The organism is Halothiobacillus sp. DCM-1 (assembly GCF_045689735.1).
Classification (GTDB): domain Bacteria; phylum Pseudomonadota; class Gammaproteobacteria; order Halothiobacillales; family Halothiobacillaceae; genus Halothiobacillus.
Window position 1 is genome coordinate 792,775 of sequence record NZ_CP142685.1, and the last position, 23,967, is coordinate 816,741.

The following is a 23,967-nucleotide window of genomic DNA, read 5'->3' on the forward strand; positions in this document are numbered from 1 at the left end:
GTTTACGATGAGCGCCATCAAAGCAGAATCGTTTTCCCCCGCCGCGTGTGCCGCCTCCCGCCCGGTCACCTGGGTTGTGGGTGCCAATAGCGGGATTGGCCTGGCTCTGGTCGATGAGTTGCTTGGCCGGGCGGAACAGGCTGTCGTCGCCTCTTCGCGCCGGCTGAATGCGCTCGATGCGCGGGTACAACAGTATCCGGATCGTTGTCAGGCGATTGCGGTGGATGTGACGCAACCGGCGACGCTGGTCGCGGCGATGGCGCAGATTCTGGCGCGTTGGGGGCGTTTGGATCGGGTCGTCCTGAATGCCGCAGACTATACGCCGATGGGACTGGCGGATTTCGATCCCGCATTATTCGAGCGTTTGATGACCGTCAATTTTATCGGGGTGGTGCACGGAATCGATGCCGTGCGCGAACACTTCATCGCACAGCGACAGGGGGAAATTTTGATTACGGCCAGCGTTGCGGGGTTTCGTGGCCTGCCCTATGCCGCGCCCTATGGTGCGACCAAGGCCGCGCTGATCTCGCTGGCGGAATCACTGGCGCCGGAATTTGCCCGTCATGGCGTGCGGCTGCGCGTCATCAACCCGGGATTTGTCCGCACCCCCATGACCGACAAAAATGCGTTTGAGATGCCGGGAATCATAGAGCCATCTGTCGCTGCCGCCGCCATCGTTCGTGCTTTCGGGCGGCGCCGGTTTGAAATCCTAGTGCCCTGGGGGTTCGGCTGGGTGATGAAACGCCTGCGTTGCCTGCCTTATCCGTTGTTTTTTGCCTTGACCCGACGGATGCTGAAATGAATCTTCCGGCCATTCCTGGGCTCGAAGCCTATGTGCGGGCGTTTGAAACGCTCGCGGCGGATCGGCTGGACGAGTTGACCGCTTGCTTTGCCGAATCGGCGTATTTTGAAGACCCGTTCAACCGGGTGTCCGGGCGGGCGGCGATTGGTCGTGTCTTCGCGCATGGGTTTCGGCAGTGCCCGCAGCTGCGCTTCGAGATCGAAGAAGTCGCCGGGGTGGCTGATGCGCCCGTCGTGTTGATCGTCTGGCGCTTTGTTTGCGGCGATGCGGGCGATTTGAGGCTGCATGGGGTTAGCCGGGTGGTGTTCGGTGCCGATGGCCTCGTGCAATCCCATGTCGATTATTGGGATCCAGCGGCGCAGCTATATGAGCGCGTTCCCCTACTGGGCGCGTTGATGCGGGCAATCCGGCGTCGGCTGGCGGCCAGCTAGCTGTCGTCTCGCCACGGCGGCGCGGGCTTTCCCGTTTGTTCTGTCGCGGCGCGGCCGCATTGATTCTGTGCTCCTTCGCGCGGGTCGCCTTGACCGAACCCGGTGCGCTCGCTATGTTGCCGGGCTCGTTTACCGAATCTTTTCGCCCTGCGTTTGAGTGTTGGAGTTGTGCTGATGACTGCCGCGTCCCGTTCTGATCTGATCATTTTTGATACCACGCTGCGCGATGGTGAGCAAAGTCCCGGCGCGGCGATGACGCGCGAGGACAAATTGCGCATCGCTCGTCAGCTGGAGCGATTGGGCGTGGATGTGATCGAAGCGGGCTTCGCCGCCGCGAGCGAGGGCGATTTCGCTGCGATTCGTGCGATTGCCGAGACCATCGAAACCGCCACCGTCTGCTCCCTCGCCCGGGCGAATGAGCGCGATGTCCGGCGTGCGGGCGAATCGATTGCGCCCGCGCCGAAGAAGCGGATTCACACTTTTATCGCGACCAGCCCGATCCACATGGAGAAAAAACTGCGGATGACGCCCGATGAGGTCGTCGCCCACGCGGTCAAAGCCATCGAACTCGCGCGAACCTACACTGACGATGTGGAGTTTTCTGCCGAAGATGCCGTGCGTTCGGATCTCGATTTTCTGGTGCGGGTCTTCGAGGCCGCCATCGAAGCCGGGGCGACGACCCTCAATGTGCCGGATACGGTGGGTTATTCCACCCCGGCGCAGTGGGGCGAACGCATGGCCGCGCTGATTGCCCGCACGCGCGGTGCCGAGCGCGTGGTCTGGTCCACGCACTGCCACAATGACCTTGGCATGGCGGTGGCGAACTCGCTCTCGGCGGTGCTGGCGGGCGCGCGGCAGGTGGAATGCACCATCAATGGCCTGGGCGAGCGCGCGGGCAATGCGGCGCTGGAAGAAATCGTCATGGCGGTGCGTACGCGCCGTGATGTGTTCGGAGTCGATACGCGGATCGATACGACCCAGATCGTGCCGACCTCCAAGCTGGTTTCCACCATCACCGGTTATCCGGTACAGCCCAACAAGGCGATCGTGGGCGCCAATGCCTTCGCGCATGAATCGGGCATTCATCAGGACGGTGTACTCAAGCACCGCGAAACCTACGAAATCATGCGCGCCGAGGATGTCGGCTGGAGCACCAACAAGCTCTCGCTCGGCAAACTGTCTGGGCGTAATGCCTTCCGTTCACGCCTGACCGAGCTTGGCATCGACCTTGCTAGTGAAGAGGCGCTGAACGATGCGTTCCGCCGTTTCAAGGATCTGGCGGACAAGAAGCGGGAAATCTTCGACGAAGACATTCAGGCGCTGGTTTCCGAAGTGCATGAAGAGCGGGTGGATCGCTACAAGTTGGTCTCGCTCAAGGTGTGCTCGGAAACGGGCGAGGTGCCGACCGCGCAGATGGTGATCGCGGTCGATGGGGTAGAGCAGTCCGCCCAGGCGCAAGGCGCGGGGCCGGTCGATGCCGCGTTTGTCTGCATCGAATCGATTCTGCATTCCGGGGCGAACCTGCAACTGTATTCCGTCAACAACATCACCAGCGGCACGGATGCGCAGGGGGAAGTGAATGTGCGGCTCGAACGCGCCGGGCGGATCGTGACGGGGCAGGGGGCAGATACCGATATCGTGGTTGCCTCCGCCAAAGCGTATCTGAACGCGCTGGATCGGTTACAGCAGCCGGCGGCGCGCGCCCATCCACAGCACGAGGATGTGTGAGCCGCGTATGACGCCTGAGGTCGCCCTGCGCTGGTTGGGCATCACGCCGTGGCTGCCCCGGCGAGAGGTGCCGGGCGCGCCGTCGATCGAAGCCGCTCGGCCGGGCGATCAGCCGCCGCCGGAGTCGTTGCCCGACGCTGCGCCGGTTGCACCACGGCTTCAGGCTTCGTCGCCCGTCTCGCTCTGGTTGGTCAACCTCACGGACGAGCTTCCGCTGATTGCCGCGATTCTTCGGGCATTGCCCGCCGATGCCCGTTGGCAGGCAGTCACCGAGGCAGACGCTGAGCCCGCGTTGCGGCTGGATGATGGCTCAATCTGGCTCTGGCCAGTGTTGCAGGCCGAAGGCGTCGCGCGTCGCGCCTTATGGCGGCGGCTGCATCGTCTGCCCGCAGGCGATCCCCGCCCGTGATGCCGTCCCTCGACCCGCCCGTGATCCTGCCGCTGGAGCGCGAGGATTTACCGCGCCTGATGCCGATCGAACGCGCCGGGCATGTGTACCCTTGGTCCGAACGGGTATTCCAGGATTGCTGGCAGTCTGGCTATTACCTGGATGGCGCCTTTCGTGCCAATGATCTGTTGGGATTCAGCGTGGTGATGCCGGTGCTCGACGAGTGGCATCTGTTGAATCTCTGCGTGTCGCCGAGGGTTCAGCGTCAGGGCATCGGCCGCAGTCTGCTGGCTTATTTACTCGATCAAGCCGAGAAGGCGGGCGTCGGCAGCGTTTGGCTCGAAGTGCGCCAAAGCAATGATCCGGCGCAACAGTTATATGCGGCGCACGGCTTTGAGCAGGTTGGCCGTCGGCGGGATTACTACCCCGCACCGGGTGGTCGGGAAGATGCGCTGGTGCTCACCCGGCGGCTTCAGGCGGGATAAAGGCGTCGGTAGCGCCTATTCGCCGCGCGCGGCGCCGGGCTTTTTCGGCAGGGCGGAGTTCATCGCATCCCAAGGTGCGGCGCTGGCCACATAAAAATCCATCTGAGGCACAAAATCTGAGGGCTGATTCAGCGTGCCGGCCTTGGTGCCGATCATGCCCGGCAGATTGCTGAAGCGGGAAAATAGTTGCGAGCCACAGGTCGGGCAAAAGCCGCGCTGGTGCGTGCTGCCATCATCGGCTTGGGACGAAAAATACTGCACGCTGCCCGTCACTTTGACCGCCGTCTCGGGAAAGATCATGGCGGGAATAAATCCGCTACCCGACGAACGCTGGCAGTCCCGGCAATGGCAATTGCCCATAAAAACCGGCGGGGTGTCGGCTGAATAGTGGATTTGTTGACAGAGGCAATGCCCGGAAAACGCCGGTGACATGGTAATTCCTTGGGTGGGGTGATTTGTGAATCAGATCAGCCGCGAATCAGAGGCGCCGTGCATCCAGCGCAGTCATCTACCGCTCATGTCGGCATCGTACTGCATTTGACTTGCGACTCAATGGCCGTGACGGTCGCCCCCAGTTTGGCACCGTCGGTCAGGCTTGTTGGCCGAGGGCAAGGACGGGGCGAGAATCCATCGAGCGGATTTTCTTGTGAAAACAATGAGGATTGACCTTTCTTGCCGAGGCCGTACACTGCCGCACTGTTTTCTTGAGATTGCCTCGGGGGTTCGCTGATGCCGCAACAGGTGCATGCTGTGCCGGTGTTGTCCGATAACCTGGTCTGGCTGCTGGAAGGGGCGGATCGTCGCTGTGTGGTGGTGGATCTCGGGCAGGCGGAGCCGGTGCTGGCTGCGCTGGCCGAATCTCGGTTGACCCCGGTTGCGGTCTTGATCACCCACCATCATGCCGATCATACGGCGGGTTTGGCGGCTTTTTTGCGGGTCTACCCCGTGCCGGTCTTCGGTTCTGCCCATGAGTCGTCTCCGTTCGCCAGCCAGCCGGTGGCCGATGGGGCGGTGATCGACTTGCCCGGTTTCCCGCCCCTGACCGTGTGGCACACTCCGGGGCATACCCGGGGACATCTGTGTTTCGTGACGGAGGGCGTGGCGTTTACGGGCGACACCCTGTTCACGGCGGGTTGCGGTCGCCTGTTTGAGGGCAGTGCCGCTCAAATGAGTCGCAGCCTGGCGCGCCTGGCCGCGTTGCCGGCCCCCACGCGGATCTGTTGCGGTCACGAGTACACTGCCGACAATCTTCGGTTTGCGGCATTTCTTGAGCCGGATAATCCGGCGATTGCCGAGCGGGTGACCCAGTTGCAGACCCAGGGTGCGGCGAGCGGGCTGGCGGCAGCGGCAGCGCCCCCTTTGTCGGTTGAGTTGGCGACGAACCCTTTTCTGCGTTTGTCGGAGCCGAGTGTCCTCTCCGCGATCGCCGCCCATGGTGGGCAACCGCCATTGTCCGATGCCGAGCGGTTCGCGCTGCTGCGACGATGGAAAGATGACTACGACGGCCTTGCGCCGTTGCCTGAACAGACGGCTTGACGATGTATTCGATGCAATTTCTGACTGCCACTCGATTTTTTACGGCTCGTGCCCGGCTCTGGCTGGGGTGGCTGATTCTGGCGGCTATGCTGGCCTTGAGCGGTTGTGCGAACTTGCCGAAAGAGAACGGTTCGGCGAGTTTGGATCAGTTGGGGGGCAGCGGCAATCAAACCGTGGATTACAGTATTTTGCCGGCCATCAATACGCCGGAACAGTCGGCGCGCCGCGCCGCTTGGATGAATGATGGCAATTTATGGCATTACATTGCCGCCCGATTTACTTTGCCCATTCCAAAAGACAATGTCCGCGTACAAGAGCAATTGGCTTTTTATTCCAGTCATATCAAATATCTGGAGCGGGTGACGGAACGCGCCCAACCGTATTTGCATTTGATTGTTTCCCGCTTGCAGGAAAATCAGTTACCCCTTGAACTGGCGCTGCTGCCGATTGTGGAGAGCGCGTATCGACCGGAGGCGGTTTCCACCAGCGATGCGGCGGGGATCTGGCAGTTTCTGCCGAGTACGGGCAGTCATTTTGGTTTGCAGCGCACGGTCTGGTATGACGGACGGCGAGATATTAAAGCCTCGACCGAGGCCGCCGTGCAATATTTCACCCGGTTGCGGGTGATGTTCAATGATGACTGGCCGGTGATTATCGCCTCGTACAATGGCGGTGAAGGCACCCTGCAACGCGCAATCGCCTACAACCAGGCCAAAGGCTTGCCGACCGACTTCTGGGATTTGACCCAGATTTCGCAGGAAACGGCGGATTATCCGGCGCGGTTATTTGCGTTGGTGATTATTTTCAGTAATCCGGAAAAATTCGGATTTACGCCGTATCCCATTCCGAATCAATCCGTTTTAACAGAAGTGCATATCAGCAAATCGGTGAACCTGGGCAAGCTGGCCGAGGTGACGGGCATGTCGCATGACGAGCTCTATCGCCTGAATCCGGGGTTTGACAAGCTCATCACCGGGCCTCAGACCACGAACCTGCTGGTGCCGAAAAGTTTGGCCGATCAATTCACGCCGAGTGCGTTGGAAGCCGCAGAAAAATCCGCGATGGACTGGGGACGCTACACCCTGCGCCGAGGCGACAACTTCCACAAAGTGGCGTATCGCTATGGTTGTGATGTGGACGAGTTGCTCAAGGTGAACCGGCTGAGTTCGGCGTATGCCCACCCAGGGCAGACGATTGTCGTGCCCCTGGGACGGGAACGGGCGGTGGCGACCGCGCGGATGGGGGATGCGCAGATGTACACCGTGCAGAGCGGCGATTCGATGTGGGGTTTGGCTCGCCGCTTCAATCTGGATCTCTCCGAGCTGAAGCGGATCAATGGCCTGGGTGCGAAAGCCGAGATCAAGCCGGGGCAAAAGCTGGTGGTGGGCTTTGCGGCGGCACATCACAAGCTAGGCGCTGAGAAGAAAATTGCGGAACAAAAGCGAGAAGAACACCCACGGGGCACGCAGGCCGTGGCGCGTCACGAGCCGGAAAAACGGGGCGAAGCGCAGGCGGTCGCCGCCAAGAAGCGGCATTACACCGTGCAGCATGGCGATACGCTGTGGAATGTGGCGCGACGGTTCTCGACCACCGTCCAGGAAATTACGGCGGCCAATCGGCTGCGGCCGAACGAACCGTTAAAACCTGGTCAGGTTTTGGTGATTGCCAGCCAGTAGCCCCTGGCGAATCCTTGGCGCGGATGGGGGGCGACCCCTCAAATGACGCGGGAAAAGCGTTGCAGCCCATCCGGATTCAAATACTCATCAAACGCCATGCAGATGTTGCGAATCAGCAGCTTGCCGCGCGGATGGATGGTGATGCCGGTGGGGGAGAGGCTGAGCAGGCCATCGGCCTGCATCGGCGCGAGCGCGGCGAGGCTGGCGGCGAAGTGCTGGGGAAAATCAATCGCAAACTCGGCTTCGATGTCGGCAAAATCCAGCCGGAAGTGGCTGATCAGCGTCATGATGACGCGCTGGCGCAGATGATCCTCCGGCGTCAGCCGGTAGCCGCGGTCGATGGGGAGTTGTCCGGCGCTGACCGCCTCGTGATAGCGAACCAGATCTTTGGTGTTTTGACTGAATACACCGCCGACCTGGCTGATTGAGGACACCCCCACGGCCACCATGTCACATTCGGCGTGGGTCGAATAGCCCTGAAAGTTGCGGTGTAGTGTGCCGTCGGCCTGGGCGCGCGCGAGCGGGTCGTCGGGGCGAGCGAAGTGATCCATCCCGATGAGCAGGTATCCGGCTTGGCTAAGCTGTTCGATGCTCTGACCGAGAATCTTGAGTTTGTCGGCAGCACTCGGCAGATCGGCTGCGTTGATGCGCCGTTGCGGCTTGAATCGAGTCGGCAGATGCGCGTAGTTGAACAGGGACAGCCGGTCGGGCGCCAGTTCGATGACGGCATCGAGCGTGCGCCGGAAGGAATCGGGGGTTTGATGCGGCAGGCCGTAGATCAGATCGAAGCTCACGCCGTGGAAGCCTTCGGCGCGGGCGGCATCGAGGACGGCGCGGGTCAAGTCGAGCGGCTGGATGCGGTTGACGGCCTGCTGCACCTTGGGATCGATGTCCTGCACGCCGAGGCTCAGCCGGTTGAACCCGAGAGAACGCAGGACAGCGACCGTCTCGGCATCGGCCTCGCGGGGGTCGATTTCGATGGAATATTCGCCCCTGTCGTCGGTTTTCAGTGTGAAGTGCTCAGCGATGGCGCCGAGCACCTGACGCATTTCCTCGTTCGACAAAAAGGTGGGCGTACCGCCGCCGAAATGGAGTTGATCGACCGGGCGACCGGGGGTGAACAACGCGCTTTGCAGTGCCAGTTCTTTTGCGAGATCCGCCACATACGGCGCGGCGCGGCTGCGATCCTTCGTGACGACCTTGTTGCAGCCGCAGTAATAACACACGGTGTCGCAGAATGGCACATGGACATAGATCGACAATGGCCCTCCTGCCGTGTTGGAGCGGGCAGCGGCGGCGCGGTAGTCCGCCTCGGTGAACGCATCATGGAATTGCACGGCGGTGGGGTAGGAGGTATAGCGGGGGCCGGCGGTGTCGTAGCGGCGGATCAGGTCTGGATCAAAAGGAATGGATTCGTGGGTGTTCATCGCGCCTCCCGGAGGCAGAGTCGTTCGCCGTACAATAGCAAATCGGCTACGGGCGTTCGCCCGAGTAAATTACTCGGAAACCGCCCGCGGAATCGGGGCGTTTGGCTTGCAGCCTTGGGGAATTGCGGTGCATTTACTGGATTTTTTGCGGGTGCTCGATTATTTCGGCACCGTCGTGTTTGCCATTTCCGGCGCGCTGGTGGCGGCGCGCAAGGGTATGGATTGGATGGGGTTCGCCATTCTCGCAACCGTGACGGGTATCGGCGGAGGCACCTTGCGGGATTTGATTCTCGCGCGGCCAGTCTTCTGGCTGGTGCATTGGGAATACATTGCCCTGTGTGTGGTGACGGCGGGGGTGACCTTCTATTTCGTCGCGCATGTTCACCGGCGACTGTCCTGGCTGTTGTGGGCGGATGCCGTCGGCTTGGCGGCGTTCACGGTGATCGGGGTGCAGATTGCCTTGAGCAGCGGTACCAATCCGTTCATCGCCATTTTGATGGGGATGATGACGGCCGCGTTCGGCGGTTTGATTCGCGATGTGCTCGCCGGTGAGCCGCCTTTGTTGCTGCATCGGGAGGTCTATGCCAGCGCGGCCTTGCTGGGTGGCGTGGTGTATGTGCTGTTTGCCGAGGTCTGGCATCAGCCGGTGTGGGCGCTGATCTTCGGTTTTTTGGTGGCTTTGCTTATTCGTGCCTTGGGTATCGTCTATCATTGGCACCTTCCGGCGGCGCGTGCCGCTGATGTTTGATGGGTCAAGACAGCATGATTCCTGCGATTGAAATTCATGAGCTTCGTAAAACCTATGCACGCGGGGTGGAGGCGCTCAAAGGGATTGATCTGACCATCGCGCCGGGGGATTTTTTTGCGCTGCTCGGCCCCAATGGTGCGGGAAAATCCACCACGATCGGGATTTTGAGTTCACTGGTGAATAAAACCAGCGGGTCAGTGCGGGTGTTTGGTCACGATCTGGAGCGCGACCGTGCCTGGGTGAAAATGCAGATCGGCATCGTGCCGCAGGAATTCAACTTCAATCAGTTTGAACCGGTTGAGGAAGTGGTGATCAATCAGGGCGGCTTTTATGGCTTGTCGCGCAAGGTGGCTCGGGCGCGCAGTGATGAATTGCTCCAGCAGCTCGGCCTGTGGGAAAAACGCAAAACCATGTCGCGGCAGTTGTCGGGCGGGATGAAACGCCGTTTGATGATTGCGCGGGCGTTGGTGCATTCACCGCGCCTGTTGATTCTGGATGAGCCGACGGCGGGCGTGGACATCGAATTGCGGCGCGGGATGTGGCAGTTCCTGACCGAAATCAACGCGGCGGGCACGACGATTATCCTGACCACGCATTATCTGGAAGAGGCCGAGCAGCTTTGTCGCAATATTGCGATCATCAACGAAGGCCGCATTATCGAAAACACCAATATGCGCCAGTTGCTGGCGGGTTTGTCCCAGGAGTCGTTCGTGTTGTACAGCGATGCGCCGGTCACTTCCTTGCCGGCCTTGCCTGCGGTTTCCGCCCGTCTCGTCTCGCCGGAGGAAATCGAGGTGGATCTCGCCCGCGACCAGCCGATCTCCGAGGTCTTCGATGTGCTCACGGGGCATGGCATTACCGTGACCCGGATGAAAAACAAAACCAACCGGCTGGAGGAGCTGTTCCTGAATCTGGTTCAGGGTGGAAGCTCAGCCTCGGCCAACGAGAAACGCGCAGGGTGACGAACATGCAATCCAATCAGGAACTCCCGATCTCCGGTGAATTCGCTCCGCCGGCGCGCGGGTTGAGCCCGGCGCAAAAATGGCATGCGTTTATGATGCTGCTGACGCGCGAAGTGCTGCGGTTCGGCCGTATCTGGATGCAGACGATTCTGCCGCCGATGATCATGACCTCGTTATATTTCATTGTGTTTGGTCACCTCATCGGGCCGCGGGTTGGCGAGATCGACGGGGTGCCGTACATCAGCTACCTCGTGCCGGGGTTGATTCTCATGTCGGTGATCACGCAAAGCTATGCGAATGTGGTGTCTTCCTTTTATGGCGCGAAGTTTGCGCGACATATCGAGGAGCTGCTGGTGTCGCCAATGCCTTACTGGTTGATTATTCTGGGTTATTTAGCCGGTGGGGTGGCGCGGGGCTTAGCCGTCGGCGCGGCGGTGACTGGGGTGGCGCTGTTTTTTGCCGATATTCGCGTACACGATGTGCTGGTGCTGTTGCTGGTGGCCGGTCTGACAGCGGCCTTGTTTTCGCTCGGGGGCATGATCAATGCGATTTATGCCAACAGTTTTGACCATATTTCGATTGTGCCGACCTTTGTCTTGACCCCGCTCACCTACCTGGGCGGCGTGTTTTATTCGATTCACATGCTGCCGCCGTTTTGGCAGCAGGTGTCGCTGTTCAATCCAATTCTTTATATTATCAACGGGTTCCGTTACGCCATGCTCGGCATCAGTGATGTGCCGGTGCTGGCGACCTTTGCGATCCTGATCGTCGCCTTCGTGGGCTTGTTCGCATTTACCTTGCGGCTGTTCCACAAAGGCATCGGGATGCGAGGTTGAGCATGCAACCCGGTCAACTCGAACTCCTCGCCCCCGCGCGTGATGCCGACATCGGCATCGAGGCCATCAATCATGGTGCCGATGCGGTTTATATCGGTGGCCCCGGCTTTGGCGCGCGTAAGAGCGCGGACAACGAGGTGGCCGACATTGCTCGGCTGGTTGAGTACGCGCACCGCTTCCACGCCCGAATCCATGTCACGCTCAACACCATCCTGCGCGATGACGAGCTGGAACCGGCGCGCAGGCTGGCTTACCAGCTCTTTGATGCGGGCGTGGATTCGCTCATCATTCAGGACATGGGACTGCTGGAACTCGACCTGCCGCCCATCCAACTGCATGCCAGCACGCAATGTGACATCCGCACCCCGGAGAAGGCGCGCTTTCTGCAGGATGCGGGGCTCTCGCAGCTGGTGCTCGCGCGCGAGCTGGATCTGGCGCAGATCAAGGCCATCCGCGCCGCGACCTCTGTGCCCTTGGAGTTCTTTATCCACGGCGCGCTGTGCGTGGCCTATTCCGGCCAGTGCTTCATCTCTGAGGCGCACACCGGCCGCAGCGCCAATCGCGGCGAATGCAACCAGGCTTGTCGGTTGCCCTACGAGGTGCGGGATGCCCAAGGCCGCATCATCGCCCACGACAAGCATGTGCTGTCGATGAAGGACAACGACCAGAGCGCCAATCTCGCCGCGCTGATCGATGCCGGCATTCAGAGCTTCAAGATCGAAGGCCGCTACAAGGACATGGGCTATGTGAAAAACATCACCGCCCATTACCGCAGCCTGCTGGACGGCATTCTCGAACAGCGCCCCGAGTTGGGTCGCACATCCAGCGGGCACAGCAAGTTTCACTTTACTCCCGATCCGGCACAGAACTTCAACCGCGATGCGACCGACTATTTCGTGGGCGGGCGCAAGCAGGATATCGGCGCCTTCGACTCGCCCAAGAATCCCGGCCGCCCCATGGGTTGGGTCGTGAAGCTAAATAAGGACTCAGTCGAGATCGAAACGGATACCGAGCTGAACAACGGCGATGGCCTGTGTTATTTCGACCTGCATAAAGCGCTGGTCGGCATGGCGATTAACACGGCGGAAAAGATCGGCGAGGCCCGCTGGCGCGTGGTGCCCAAGGACCCGATCAGCAGCTTGCGGCACCTTAAAGTTGGCACCGAGATCAACCGCAATCGGGACATGCACTGGCAACGGCTCATGGACAAGCCGTCTGCCGAGCGCCGCATTGGCCTGCGGATGCGGCTGGATGAAACCGCCGACGGACTCATGCTGAATCTGATCGACGAAGACGGCTACAGCGCGACCGTGCCGCTCGTTCTCACCAAGGAACCGGCCAAAGATGCCGCCCGTGCCGAGGCCAGCCTGCGCGAGAACCTGGGCAAGCTGGGCAACACCATCTTTGAACCCATCGAGATCGCGCTGAACCTCAGCCAGCCCTGGTTTGTTCCCGCCTCCCTTGTCAACCAACTCCGCCGCGAGGGTATCGAGGCGCTGGAAGCCGCACGCAAAACCGCCCTGCAACGCCTACCCCGCGCCGTTCCAGTCGAGCCGCCCGTGCCCTATCCGCAGGAGCACTTAAGCTACCTTGCCAATGTGTTCAACCACAAGGCGCGCGACTTCTACGCCAAACACGGCGTGAAGCTGATCGAGGCCGCGTTTGAAGCGCACGAGGAGGAGGGCGAGGTGAGCCTGATGATCACCAAGCACTGCGTGCGCTACTCACTCAGCCTCTGCCCCAAGCAGACGCGCGGCGTGACCGGCGTGCATGGCACCATCAAGGCCGAGCCGCTGTTACTGATGAACGGCAGCGAAAAGCTCAAGCTCGTGTTCGACTGCAAGCCCTGTGAAATGCATGTGGTCGGCAAGCTCAAGCGCAGCGTGGCGAAAGCGCGAGCTGGAGCTATTCAGGAGTCGCCCGTGCATTTTTATTCCGCAAAATCCGGGGTATCGCATGTCTGATCTCAACGATCCGAGAGTCTTTTTCGCTGCCGAGCGCACGCTGCTGGCCTGGAATCGCACCGGGTTGACGCTCATGGCGTTTGGTTTTGTGATCGAGCGGTTTGACCTGTTTGTCAGCATGCTGGCCAAGGTGCCGGGCACCCCCTTGGGGCATGCGGTGTCGTTTACCATCGGCCTGGCATTCATTGTGCTGGGCGCGAGTGTCAGTGGCCTGGCCATTCTGCAATACCGCAAAGTGCTGCGAACCCTGAATGCGTCCGAAATCCCGCTGGGCTATTGGGTCAATCAAGGCGTGCTGACCAATCTGGCCGTAGCCTTACTGGGCTTTGCCTTGACGGTGTATCTGTTTACCGGCCGATCCTGAAGCTTGAGCCGATCAATCCGGGGATGTGCGCGGCTGATTCAGCACGGTTTCCTTTTTTGAACGAGTAAAAAAACACCGTAGCACAGGGTGCTACGGCGTGAGCGAGCGCCTGTTCGCCGTTAGTGTTTGGCTTCGGGCTGGTTGACCGGCGATTGCGGATCGGTCAAGAAGGCGACGATGTCGGCGACCTGCTCTGCGGTCAGCAAATGACCTTCTCCACCGTAGCGCGGCATGATGGTGCAGGGCACCAGCGCCTTGGCGTCGTACACATGCTCGTAGGTGTATTTGAGAATCGCCGGGCTTTGGCCGCGCTTGCCGTAATCGACCAGCGATGGCCCCATGTTGCCGCCCGGTTGGCCGGGAATCATCACATGGCAGGCGAAGCAGTTGGAGCCATTGGGGTGGCTCGGATCGTCCGCATCGGCAAAGCCAATCCGGTCGCCCGTGGTGCTTTTGGCGATTTCTTCACCTTTTTTCCAGTCGCCAAGCAGTTTGCCATCTGCCGGGAACACCAGCCGCTTTTTCTCGAATTCGAGAATCGCGGCGGCCTGTTGGGCATTCGGCTGATCCATGGATTCGTTGCAGGTTTTGAGGGTGAGGTCATTTTCGACCCGTAACTTGAACTGCTCCGGGGTGGCGTAGGGGAAGCTTTCTTTGGCCGCCTGCATGAACTCGTCATAGGTGACATGCTTGTTGGCTTCGGCCCAACTTGGTGCCGGTGGCAGATTGGTGGCGTCGCCAGCGAAGGCAGCGGCGCTACCCGCAGCCAGCAGACAGCCACCCAGGATGATTTTCAGAGAATGTTGCATGGGATACCTCAAGCGCGGGGTTTGACACCGGGGACATCGATTTTTTCCCCGCTTTTCATGGCCTGAACGCGCAGGAATGTGGTGAGGGCGGTGTCGAGCGGTGAGCCGGTTTCGATCCACGGCAGACGCATCGCCATGACGCAGCGCTCATTGCGCCACCACTGGGTCCGCATGGTGCCGTCTTTGATGACATAGGCGGGGAAGGCGGTGGCGATCATGCCGGCGGTGTGGGTGTCGAGCAGGTTGGCCAGCGGGACGCCGCGTACCGTGCGGCCATTGAAGCCGTGGCAGGTCGCGCAGTTCAAATCCATTTCGCCCCAGCGGTGGTAGAACATGTACTGGCCGAGTTGGTAGGCTTTCTGGGTTTGCGGCTGATCCAGGTGGATCTTGAACGCATCGCCATTGGATTGAGCGGCCACATAGGTGGCGAGCTTGACCATGTCCGAACCGGTGCCATCCTCTTCGCCTGATGTTTTGTACATCGGCATCAGGAATTTTTCCCGTACTTGATCGGGCGTATAGCCTTGCAGGGTTTCCATGCAGGTTACCAGCCGGCCTTCCAGCCCTTGTACCTTGCCGGTGTCGGCGAAGTAGCGCGGCAACTGGGCGTAAGCGCCCTTGAGTACGCCGGGGCCGAGGCCAAAATCACACTGGGAAAGATCCTGGTTCTTGGGTCCGCCCTTCTTCAGGAAGAGCTCCTTCCCGTCGTCGATACTGAATGCGCCTGGGTTAGCATCGGGGGGCATCGATGCGTTGACCCGTTGTTGCATGATGACCCAGTCGTCATTCCCCTGATTGGTCGGGTCTGCGGCTAGCGCACTACTGCCGGCGAGGGCGAGCGCGATGCCAAGGGTGTAGGCAGATCTCATTCATTCCTCCTGCTCTATCGTGGATTTTTCTGCGTTGATTTCTCTTGGGTTCGTTGCCTTGGGGGTGCAGCCTGTTCCCGAAGCAAGCCGACTGATAGCAAAGAGAGTGCCAGTCACCGTGGAGCCCGGTCGAATGCGCGTCAGATCAGGATTTGATGCGTTACGGTCGGGGTGTTCTGTGGGGAGATTGATCCGGGGGCGATTCAGTGGGTATTGAAAAATACATCGCTATGGTTTTATGCAATGCTCTTTTGGTCTTTATCCTTTCCTTTATTGGGTTGTCTGGCGATGATTCCGCGATTGGCGTAATATCTTTCAGAATATTTAGAGAGCTGAGCCTATGACCCTGCCTGAAATGGCGCCTGATCTGGAAGCCCCTTGTCGCCTTTTGATTTGTCGTTCCGGGCGTGAAACGGATACGGAACTCCAGTCCTTCTTGAACGAGCTTCGTCAGGCAAGCCCGGTGAAAATCGACTGGGCGCTGGTCGGTGATGCGATCTCGGCACAGTTTCGTTTGTCGAGTTATCCGCATGATTTATTAGTATTTTTTGTTGAATATGCCGGAAGTGTCGATTCGTTTCTGGCACTATGGAACATGGCTCGGCGCAGCCAGCCGGAGATGCTGGCGGTGGCCTGTGCCAACCCGTCGGAGGGTGGCGCGGTTCGTGCGCTTTACCGGGCGGGTGTGACCGAGGTGCTGCTGGCTAGTGACCCGATGGCAGCGCGGCAAGAGCGTTGGGCAGAAATTTTCCGGCTGCTGCAGCACCGGCGTCGATTGGCGCTGATGCGTGTGAATGCGACCCATCTCATGCAGGACACGCTGGCGCCGGTGGCAAGCAGCCAGGTCATGCAGCGCACCCTGCAATTACTGCATCAAGTGGCGCCCACGCCGTTGCCCGTGCTGATCGAGGGTGAGACGGGTACCGGGAAATCGGTGCTGGCGCGTTATTTACACATGAAGAGCAGCCGCGCCGGGGCAACCTTTCTGACCATCAATTGCGGCGCGTTGACGCCCAGCTTGCTGGAAAGTGAGCTGTTCGGTCATGAAAAAGGCGCCTTTACCGGGGCGCAGTCCCGGCGCATTGGCCTGCTGGAGGCTGCGGATGGGGGGACGCTGTTCCTCGATGAAATCAACAGTGCGCCCATGGATTTGCAGGTGCGCCTATTGCATTTCATTCAAGAAAAACAGTTTTTGCGGGTGGGCGGGAATCAGCCGATTGCCGTGGATGTGCGGCTGATTTTTGCCACGAATAAACCCTTGGCGGATCTGGTGGCCGCCGGTTCGTTCCGTGAGGATTTGTACTATCGAATCAATGTGTTCCCGCTTGAGGTGCCGCCGTTGCGCGCCCGGGTGGATGACATCCCGCAAATTGCGGGTCAGGCGTTGATGCGTGCCTGCGGGCAACTCGGTATCGAGCCGAAAGCTTGTGGTCCGGGGGTACTCGAAGCCGTGCGGCGTTACCCCTGGCCTGGGAATTTGCGGCAGCTCGACAATGTGATTCAGCGGTCGTTGATTGTGGCGCAGGGTGATCGCATCGAACTGGACGATTTGCCGCCGCAGGTACTGCAGCCCACGCGAGTCGAGGCGACCGCGCAGGCAGGCGGCTCAGTCTTTCCTTGGCCGGTGGATGCTTCCCTGATGCAGGTAGAGCAATACTGGATCGAGCAAGTCCTTCGGCAGCACGGCGGGAATCGGGCGGCGGCGGCGCGACAACTGGGTATTGATCCCAGTACGCTCTGGCGGCGTTTGAAGAAGGCTTAAATTCGATTTGATGTGCCCTTGAATCTTTCTTTCCCACCGGGAAACGCTGAATAAATCGACACTTCCCCGATTTGACCATGGCGAAATTCATGGGTATTGCAAGGATCAAGGTTTTGCCCGGATCGCCACGGGGTTGCTCGCTGGAAGTCCCCGGATTTCAAGGTTCTGATTCTTTTGCTGTATCGCATTGCCAGGCTTTCTATATGTTTTTATAAATATATGGCATGGCTTTTGCTCTGCTCCGTACGCTGGGAGTGTCCCCGGCGGCAAGTCTTGCTTGCTTCGCCACAATCAAACGCATTTCTGTTATTTCGGAGAGAGTCATGAACCAAGAAAAAATTACCACGGCATTTTGGCGTCAAGCCCCTACTCGTCAGGATTCCCTGGAAGATCGCGTGCGTCGCGATCTGCTCAAGCGGCTGCTCGGTGCCGCTGTGGTCGCTACCCTGACCCCGGAAATGCTGGCGAGCCCCGCCTTGGCCGATGCGGCTGCGAAAGCGGTGATGGGCCCCCCCGTCCCCGATGTCAAGCCGACGAAGCTGAGTGACAAGGTGTGGTTGATCCACGCGAAAGATAAATTCCCCAGCCCGCAAAACCTCGGGTTTTTCACCAACATTATGTTCATCGTCACCAGCAAGGGCGTGGTGGTGATCGATCCGAGCGCCTCGATCCAGATTGGCCGGATGGCGATTCGCATGATCAAAACCGTGACCGACAAACCGATCATTGCCGTGATCAACACCCACTACCACGGTGATCACTGGATGGGTAATCAAGCCTTTATGGAATACGATGCGAAGATCCCGCTGTATTCCATGAAAGAGACCGCCGAGTCGATCCAGCATGTGCTGGGCGAGGAGTGGATCAAAATGCTGCTGCGCACCACGGATAACGCGACGGAAGGCACGAAAATCATTCCGCCGAACACCTACATCAAGGGCGGCGATGTGCTCGAATTCGGCGATACCAAACTGCATATCCACCATTATGGCCAGTGCCATACCCCGTATGACCTGCTGGTGGAAGTGGTCGATGACCCGAAAGGCATCGTGCATGTTGGCGATGTGATGATGGATCACCGGCTGGCGGGTATGGGCGATGGCGAGGGTAGCTTTATCCACGGCCTCGAAGTGCTGAAGAAAATCAAACAGGTCATGCCGACCAAGTTCTTTATTCCTGGTCATGGCAACCCGGGCAATAACCTGCTTGATGAGGAAATCACCCTATTCGAAACCATCTACAACACCGCCAATGAGGCGCAGGCAGCGAACAAGAGCATGGACGAGGCCACTCGGATGGTTAAAGCCACGCCCTTCATGCAGGAATACGCGAAAACCACGCCGGACTATGAAAACAGTGTCGGCAAATGGACGAGCATTGCCTACCTCGAAGCGCAGCAGGCGAACTTCTGATGGGGTCGTCGTTTCGAGCAGGGTGTTGAAAAAGGGCTTTCCTGCCCCTTTTCACCTCGGCTCGTCGCGTATCCTGGGTTCGCTGACGCCCAGCGGAACCCAATCTAAAACGCACAGACTGCCCGGTGTCCGTCGGGTGTTCGGTGCGTTCTTGTTTTTTGCAATGGTTTTCGCCGGGTCTCTGTGGTGATTCGGCGGTTTCCGAGGATCATTCGGGGTTCTTGCGGGGGCATCGTATTTGGCAAGATCGTACGAAAAATGCAGGCAATACAATTTTCTCAATGGTTTTCATTGGGTTGTTCGGTTGTTTTGTTGATTGATCCTGGTATGGATATATCTTGCAAACTATATGGCATGGCTTTTGCTGAATCAGGGCGCCGGCGCGAGACGCTGACCGGACGCAAGACCTTCCGGATTTCCCGGGATCAGTCTTAAGCAGGTAGAACTCATCCTTGGAGCAAGACAGCCATGTCGATCAATAACGAAATGATTCCATTCTGGCGCAAGCCATCCACCCGTCGGGATTCGCTGGAGGATCGTGTCCGTCGCGATTTGCTCAAGCGCTTGTTCGGGGCGGCGGTGGTGGCTACCCTGACGCCAGAAATGCTGGCCAGCCCGGCCTTGGCCGATGCCGCTGCGAAGGCGGTCATGGGGCCTGAGGTGCCGGATGTGAAGCCGACCCAGTTGAGTGACAAGGTGTGGATGATCCACGCCAAAGACAAATTCCCCTCGCCGCAGAACAAGGGGTTTTTCACCAACATCATGTTTGTGGTGACCAGCAAGGGCGTGGTGGTGATTGACCCCAGCGCGTCGATAGAAATCGGCCGCATGGCGATTCGCATGATCAAAACCGTGACCGACAAGCCGATCATCGCCGTGATCAATACCCACTACCACGGGGATCACTGGATGGGCAACCAAGCGTTCACCGACCTCGATCCGAAAATGCCGCTGTATTCCATGAAAGAAACGGCAGAGGCCATCCAGAATGTGCTGGGCGAGGAGTGGATCAAAATGGCGTTGAAAATGACGGACAACGCCACGGCTGGCACCAAGATCGTTCCGCCGAACACCTACATCAAGGGGGGGGATGTGCTCGAATTTGGCGATACCAAGCTCGCCATCCACCATTTTGGTCAATGCCATACCCCGTACGACCTGTTGGTAGAAGTGGTGGATGATCCGAAAGGCGTCGTGCATGTGGGCGATGTGATGATGGATCACCGGCTGGCCGGGATGGGGGATAACGAGGGCAGCTTCATTCACGGCATTGAAGTGCTGAAGAAAATCAAGGAAGTCATGCCGAACAAACTGTTCGTCCCCGGTCACGGCGTGCCTGGCAACAACCTGCTGGCCGAAGAACTCGAACTGTTCGAGACCATCTACAACACGGCGAACGAGGCGCAGGCTGCCGAGAAGAGCATGGAAGAGGCGGTGCGGATGGTCAAAGTCAAACCGTTTATGCTCGAATATGCCAAAACCACCGACGATTATGACAACGGCGTCGGTCGTTGGACGACCATTGCCTATTTGGAAGCGCAGCAGGCGAATTTCTGATCGCGCAAGGCTCTGATTGATCCGCCGGTGAGCCAATGGCTGCTGGCGGAATCCGAGACAAAACCCACCGCCGGGCGTGTGGGTTTTTTTTCGGCTGGGCTGGCGTCAGGGCTGAGCGAGCCGCAGCAGGGTATCGCTCAGTTCGGGCAGCGTGCGTAACCGCTGCGGTATCTGGGCAAAATGGGTGCTGAGTTGCGGATAGGCCGCCTCGAAGGCGAGCCAATGCGCCGGGTGAAAGCTCTGGGCGTTCCAGTCGAGATTGACCTGCCGCCATGCCTGCTTTGCCGCCGGGGGCAACCCCTCGCTGAGTGCAGCCATCAGCGCCTCGAGTTTCGGCCAATGCGCGTCATCTTCCGTCGGATAAATCTGCCAGATGAAGGGCTTGCCCGCCCACAGGGCGCGGGTGAGGGAATCTTCTCCCCGCACGATATTGAGCCAGTTCGGCCAGAGCAGGCGGTCGAATTCGCGCTGCGGCACAAAGGGTAGGGCTATCAGGCGGAGGTTGCCCCAGCATTCGGTTTGTCCTTCCCGCAGGGGGCGGCGCAGCTGGCGGCGGGCATCGTCCAGCAGGCGACCCGCAGCGAAATACGCGGTTCGTGGGCTGGGGGCATGCGCCCAGTGTTCGAGCAGGGCGTGCAACACGGCTTGTTCATAGCCGAACAGAAACACCGCGTCCCCCTGTGGGGCGGGGATCTGCCAGCGGTTACGCCAGCCATGGGCCTGCGCGGCGGCGCGTTGTTCTTCCTCGAACCACTGTTCGCGCAGCAGGCCGCCGGTACCGGGGAGCACGCTGGGGTAAATGAAGCGGGCGGTCAGCCCGTTGGCTTGGGGGGAGCTCAGGCCATGGCAGCCGGGCACCCAGGATTCCGCAGAGAAATAATCCAGCACGAACCAGTGCCGCGTACGACCTGGCATGGCCGCCCGGTAGGCTTCTGGCAGGCCGCAGCCAAAGGCTTCGACGACACATTCTGCCGGGGGCGGCAGGGGTTCCTGCCAGGGAATGACGGCGATGGCGGGTGGGATGTCGTTGCCCGCGATCGCCTGCCAGCGGGCGAGATCATCGACGATCAAGGTGACGGATTCGCCGCGCGCGTGCAGACAGGTCGCCAGCCGCCAGCTCACGCCGATATCGCCGAAGTTGTCCACCACCCGGCAGAACAAGTGCCAGTTTTGCTTCATTGGGCGCCCACGCCGACGGGCTCATCGCTGGGCAGGAAACCGATATGTTTGCTCATGATCACGCGATCCCCAATAATTCGATGGTCAATTTGATTTGCAGCACGATCCGCTGCGCTAGTTTGGGAGTCATGATACATGCGGCTTTATTTGATGATTGCCTTGGCGGGTTCGGTGGGGGCGATGGCGCGGTTCTGGATGATTAACGCCGTGCATACCTGGTTCAGCCGCGATTTTCCCTACGGCACCTTCGCGGTGAATGTGCTCGGTTCGGCGTTGATGGGGTTCCTTGGCGTGTGGTTGACACTGAAACTGCAATGGGCACCGGAGTACCGCGTTGCCGTGCTCACCGGGTTTTTGGGCGCGTTCACGACGATGTCCACCTTTTCGATCGATTCGCTCAACCTGATCGAACGGAACGAGTGGGTGCTGGCGGGGCTGTATATCGTGGGCACCGTGGTGCTGTGTCTCGTGGCCGCGCGCGGTGGCATGTTGCTGGCCGAACGGATCTGACGGCCGAATGTCATCGGCGGCGCCGCGCGCGTTCGATCACGCATTTGTCGCCACGCTGCGGCAATGGGCGGAAGAGCTGGGATTTGATGCCTTGGCGGTGACCGATACGGATCTTTCCGCCTATGAGGCCGGTTTCCTCGCCTGGTTGGCGCAGGGGTTTCATGGCTCGATGCAGTACATGGCCGAACATGGACTCAAGCGGTTCCGTCCGGCAGAACTGGTGCCCGGCACGCGCCGGGTGATTACCGTACGGAAGAATTACTTGCCCGTCGATGTCGCCGGCCCCGCGCAGGTGCTGGGGAATCCGGCGCTCGGGTATGTTTCGCGCTATGCCCTCGGCCGGGATTATCACAAGGTGCTGCGCGGGCAATTGCAAAAACTGGCCGATCGGATCACGGCAGCGGTCGGGCCGTTTGGCTACCGGGTATTCGTTGATTCGGCGCCGGTATATGAAACCGGGCTGGCAGAAAAATCCGGTTTGGGCTGGAAAGGCAAACACTCGTTGGTGCTCAATCGGCAGGCGGGTTCCTGGTTTTTTCTGGGGGAGTTGTTCGTCGATTTCGACTTGCCCATCGATCAGCCGGTCACCGCGCATTGCGGTTCCTGTACCGCCTGTATCACTGTATGCCCGACGCAGGCGATCGTGGCGGAGGGCGTGGTCGATGCGCGCCGCTGCATTTCCTATCTGACGATCGAAACCGACGAGGACATTCCCGAAGCGCTGCGTTCGGCACTCGGCAACCGGATTTACGGCTGCGATGACTGCCAACTGGTTTGCCCGTGGAATCGGTTTGCCAAAACCGTGACCGATGCCGATTTCCGCGCGCGCCATGGGCTGGATGCGCCAAGCCTGATCGCCTTGTTCGCCTGGGATGAGGCGGAGTTTCTTCGGCGCACCGAAGGCATGGCGATCCGCCGGATCGGCTGGTATCGCTGGCTGCGCAATGTCGCTGTGGCGCTCGGGAATTGGCTTGCGGTCGCCTCGACGGACGAGGCCGATCCGATCCGGCAGGCGCTCGAGGCGCGGCGGGGGCGGGTCAGTCCGGCGCTCGACCGGCATATCGATTGGGCGCTGGCGCAGGGCGCAGCCCCTCCCCAAGCCGGGAGCGGGGCGTAAATCCCTGCGTTCTCAGTCCGGCCAGTAGGTCTGAAAGGCCATAAACACGCTGCGCAGGGTGTCGATGGTCGCCGGCTGGTCGATATCCACCACCAGCAGGGCGAAGGGTTGCGTCTGGCGGTGCAGGGTGAGAATCAGGCAGTCGCGGGCGATGACCCTTTGACCATCGGCATCGAGCAGGCGGTTCAGGGTACTGCGGTTATCCGCCTGTACCGCCAGGGCCTTGTTCCCGTGCAGCAGCCGTTCGAGCAATGGGTTTTGGGTCAGGTCGAGGCTGGCGGCCAAGGGTTCCTCGGCTCGTCGTCGGTTAAGGCTCAAGGCCAGTTGATTCGGGGCGACCGCCCGGCTGAACAGCAGCAGTTCGGTGCAGTTGAGTTCTTCGATCAGCGTCGTGAGCAGGGCTTTGAGCAGATTGCCTGCCTGCCCGCGTACCTTGGCGCAGCGCGCGGACAGCGCGAGCCGGGCGGCTTCCAGCGGGCGCGGGGGAATGCCATACCCCGCGGGATAGGGCCAATAGCTGCCGGGGGCGGTATCGATCAACAGCCCGGCAGGACTGTAAAACCCCATGTCGGCGAATTCGCGGGCGGTCTGCACGGCGACCTGATGAATCAGACTGTCGGTTGCGGGGCAGTCGCGTTTGAGCAGGGCGGAAATTTCCTGCTGCGTGGCGAGAATTTCCGCGTGATACCAGCCCGTTTCCGCAAAAAACGCCAGGCGCCGCGCCAGCAGGACGATGGTTTGATGCTGCCGCGCCAGAATGGGGGTCGCGGCCTCGTCAGCGAACAATTGCGCGGGCAGATAATAATGCGCATTGACCGCCTGTTCGAAGGATTTGAGGTCGATCCCCTGCGCGTGCAGGGCGGCGGAAATGGCGTGGCCGAGCGTGGGTTGGCTGCGATCCTGCACGGCGATCAGTGCCGAGCGAATCAGGTCGGGCGCATCGCGCCACAGGGCAAGCTCAAGAAAATTGTGCAGCAGGGTCGCGACCACCACGACTTCATAGCTCGTATCGCGCAGTTCCACCAGCCAGCTTTCCGCGTGGCGCGCGGCATGCAGGCTGCGGGCGACGGCGGTCAGGTAACCGGCCCGTTGTGCCGGATCGACGAGGGTTTCTTCCAGGGTCGGCAGACTCGGCAGATACTGGCGAATCCAACCGGCGCCGAGTAAGGACAGCGCATGGTCGAGGGTGTGCGGAGCATCGCGCTGTTTGGCGCGTTGCGCGCGTGCCGCAGCGCCCATCACAAAACCGGCGGCGGCGGGATCGCGTCGCAGCCAGCCGCTCAGCTCGCCGAAATCGAGCTCATCGCGGCGGATCAGCTCGACCAGTCGCTGATGCACTTCGTTGCGCACCGGGAGTGGGTGCGCCTTGAGGTGTTCGATCCAGTCGGCGGGCAGGCTCATGATG

At 60.1% G+C, this 23,967-nt stretch carries 23 protein-coding genes; 17 read left to right on the top strand and 6 right to left on the bottom strand.

Translation table 11 applies throughout. The features are described from left to right. Window positions 1–7: 7 nt before the first annotated feature. From VOI35_RS03740 to rimI, 5 genes are all read left to right on the top strand, one after another. Window positions 8–802: an SDR family NAD(P)-dependent oxidoreductase gene (locus tag VOI35_RS03740; protein ID WP_407276550.1), complete on the top strand. Its 795-nt coding sequence runs from the start codon at window positions 8–10 to the stop codon at window positions 800–802. Next, window positions 799–1,233 carry a nuclear transport factor 2 family protein gene (locus VOI35_RS03745; RefSeq protein WP_407276551.1) on the top strand — a complete coding sequence of 145 codons (435 nt, stop codon included), beginning with the start codon at window positions 799–801 and terminating at the stop codon, window positions 1,231–1,233. Before VOI35_RS03740 ends, VOI35_RS03745 begins: the two co-directional genes overlap by 4 nt. A gap of 174 nt (window positions 1,234–1,407) precedes the next feature. Then, window positions 1,408–2,961 carry a 2-isopropylmalate synthase gene (locus VOI35_RS03750; protein ID WP_407276552.1) on the top strand — a complete coding sequence of 518 codons (1,554 nt, stop codon included), beginning with the start codon at window positions 1,408–1,410 and terminating at the stop codon, window positions 2,959–2,961. A 7-nt stretch (window positions 2,962–2,968) separates the two neighbouring features. After that, window positions 2,969–3,370 (top strand): hypothetical protein, encoded by a 402-nt coding sequence (locus tag VOI35_RS03755; protein WP_407276553.1) that lies wholly within the window; start codon window positions 2,969–2,971, stop codon window positions 3,368–3,370. Continuing rightward, on the top strand, window positions 3,370–3,834 hold the full coding sequence (gene rimI / locus VOI35_RS03760; RefSeq protein WP_407276788.1) for a ribosomal protein S18-alanine N-acetyltransferase: 465 nt from the start codon (window positions 3,370–3,372) through the stop codon (window positions 3,832–3,834). The genes VOI35_RS03755 and rimI overlap by 1 nt, the downstream gene beginning before the upstream one ends. Before the next feature lie 15 nt (window positions 3,835–3,849). Here the strand turns inward: rimI and VOI35_RS03765 are convergent, their stop codons facing one another. Beyond that, entirely contained in the window at window positions 3,850–4,266 is a 417-nt protein-coding gene (locus VOI35_RS03765; protein ID WP_407276554.1) for a GFA family protein, read from the bottom strand. A 297-nt stretch (window positions 4,267–4,563) separates the two neighbouring features. On the opposite strand from VOI35_RS03765, the gene gloB reads away from it, so the two are divergent. Next, window positions 4,564–5,370, top strand: a complete 807-nt coding sequence (gloB, locus tag VOI35_RS03770; protein WP_407276555.1) for a hydroxyacylglutathione hydrolase — start codon at window positions 4,564–4,566, stop codon at window positions 5,368–5,370. Window positions 5,371–5,381: 11 nt separating this feature from the next. Then, the gene (locus VOI35_RS03775) at window positions 5,382–7,046 is read left to right on the top strand and encodes a LysM peptidoglycan-binding domain-containing protein (protein ID WP_407276556.1); all 1,665 of its coding nucleotides are present in this window, start codon (window positions 5,382–5,384) and stop codon (window positions 7,044–7,046) included. Between the two features lie 38 nt (window positions 7,047–7,084). Here VOI35_RS03775 and hemN read toward each other — a convergent pair whose 3' ends face one another. Then, window positions 7,085–8,473 (bottom strand): oxygen-independent coproporphyrinogen III oxidase, encoded by a 1,389-nt coding sequence (gene hemN / locus VOI35_RS03780; RefSeq protein ID WP_407276557.1) that lies wholly within the window; start codon window positions 8,471–8,473, stop codon window positions 7,085–7,087. A gap of 106 nt (window positions 8,474–8,579) precedes the next feature. Between hemN and VOI35_RS03785 the strand changes: the two genes are divergently transcribed. The 5 genes from VOI35_RS03785 to VOI35_RS03805 are packed head-to-tail and all read left to right on the top strand — an operon-like array spanning window position 8,580 to window position 13,347. Further along, complete coding sequence (locus tag VOI35_RS03785) at window positions 8,580–9,221, top strand: trimeric intracellular cation channel family protein (RefSeq protein ID WP_407276558.1); 642 nt, start codon at window positions 8,580–8,582, stop codon at window positions 9,219–9,221. A gap of 14 nt (window positions 9,222–9,235) precedes the next feature. Continuing rightward, complete coding sequence (locus tag VOI35_RS03790; protein ID WP_407276559.1) at window positions 9,236–10,183, top strand: ABC transporter ATP-binding protein; 948 nt, start codon at window positions 9,236–9,238, stop codon at window positions 10,181–10,183. Window positions 10,184–10,188: 5 nt separating this feature from the next. Further along, on the top strand, window positions 10,189–11,019 hold the full coding sequence (locus tag VOI35_RS03795; protein WP_407276560.1) for an ABC transporter permease: 831 nt from the start codon (window positions 10,189–10,191) through the stop codon (window positions 11,017–11,019). Between the two features lie 2 nt (window positions 11,020–11,021). Then, the gene (locus tag VOI35_RS03800; RefSeq protein ID WP_407276789.1) at window positions 11,022–12,983 is read left to right on the top strand and encodes a peptidase U32 family protein; all 1,962 of its coding nucleotides are present in this window, start codon (window positions 11,022–11,024) and stop codon (window positions 12,981–12,983) included. Continuing rightward, a complete protein-coding gene (locus VOI35_RS03805) occupies window positions 12,976–13,347 on the top strand; it encodes a YidH family protein (protein WP_407276561.1) in 372 nt (123 codons plus the stop codon). Before VOI35_RS03800 ends, VOI35_RS03805 begins: the two co-directional genes overlap by 8 nt. Window positions 13,348–13,466: 119 nt before the next feature. Here the strand turns inward: VOI35_RS03805 and soxX are convergent, their stop codons facing one another. Together soxX and soxA are read right to left on the bottom strand one after the other, a co-directional pair. Continuing rightward, a complete protein-coding gene (gene soxX, locus VOI35_RS03810; RefSeq protein ID WP_407276562.1) occupies window positions 13,467–14,156 on the bottom strand; it encodes a sulfur oxidation c-type cytochrome SoxX in 690 nt (229 codons plus the stop codon). Between the two features lie 8 nt (window positions 14,157–14,164). Beyond that, the gene (soxA, locus tag VOI35_RS03815) at window positions 14,165–15,025 is read right to left on the bottom strand and encodes a sulfur oxidation c-type cytochrome SoxA (protein ID WP_407276563.1); all 861 of its coding nucleotides are present in this window, start codon (window positions 15,023–15,025) and stop codon (window positions 14,165–14,167) included. Between the two features lie 340 nt (window positions 15,026–15,365). Between soxA and VOI35_RS03820 the strand changes: the two genes are divergently transcribed. The 3 genes from VOI35_RS03820 to VOI35_RS03830 all read left to right on the top strand — a co-directional run bounded on the left by VOI35_RS03820 (window position 15,366) and on the right by VOI35_RS03830 (window position 19,756). Continuing rightward, entirely contained in the window at window positions 15,366–16,787 is a 1,422-nt protein-coding gene (locus tag VOI35_RS03820) for a sigma-54 interaction domain-containing protein (protein WP_407276564.1), read from the top strand. A 323-nt stretch (window positions 16,788–17,110) separates the two neighbouring features. Next, window positions 17,111–18,199, top strand: a complete 1,089-nt coding sequence (locus VOI35_RS03825) for an MBL fold metallo-hydrolase (RefSeq protein WP_407276565.1) — start codon at window positions 17,111–17,113, stop codon at window positions 18,197–18,199. Window positions 18,200–18,667: 468 nt separating this feature from the next. Next, a complete protein-coding gene (locus VOI35_RS03830) occupies window positions 18,668–19,756 on the top strand; it encodes an MBL fold metallo-hydrolase (RefSeq protein WP_407276566.1) in 1,089 nt (362 codons plus the stop codon). 105 nt (window positions 19,757–19,861) lie between these two features. Here the strand turns inward: VOI35_RS03830 and earP are convergent, their stop codons facing one another. Further along, entirely contained in the window at window positions 19,862–20,935 is a 1,074-nt protein-coding gene (gene earP, locus VOI35_RS03835; protein WP_407276567.1) for an elongation factor P maturation arginine rhamnosyltransferase EarP, read from the bottom strand. A gap of 135 nt (window positions 20,936–21,070) precedes the next feature. Here earP and crcB point away from each other — a divergent pair, with 135 nt between their 5' ends. Next, window positions 21,071–21,445, top strand: a complete 375-nt coding sequence (gene crcB / locus VOI35_RS03840) for a fluoride efflux transporter CrcB (RefSeq protein WP_407276568.1) — start codon at window positions 21,071–21,073, stop codon at window positions 21,443–21,445. 7 nt (window positions 21,446–21,452) lie between these two features. After that, window positions 21,453–22,562 (top strand): tRNA epoxyqueuosine(34) reductase QueG, encoded by a 1,110-nt coding sequence (queG, locus tag VOI35_RS03845; protein WP_407276569.1) that lies wholly within the window; start codon window positions 21,453–21,455, stop codon window positions 22,560–22,562. Between the two features lie 12 nt (window positions 22,563–22,574). On the opposite strand, the gene VOI35_RS03850 is transcribed toward queG, so the two are convergent. Then, window positions 22,575–23,963 (bottom strand): HDOD domain-containing protein, encoded by a 1,389-nt coding sequence (locus VOI35_RS03850; RefSeq protein WP_407276570.1) that lies wholly within the window; start codon window positions 23,961–23,963, stop codon window positions 22,575–22,577. Window positions 23,964–23,967: the final 4 nt, after the last annotated feature.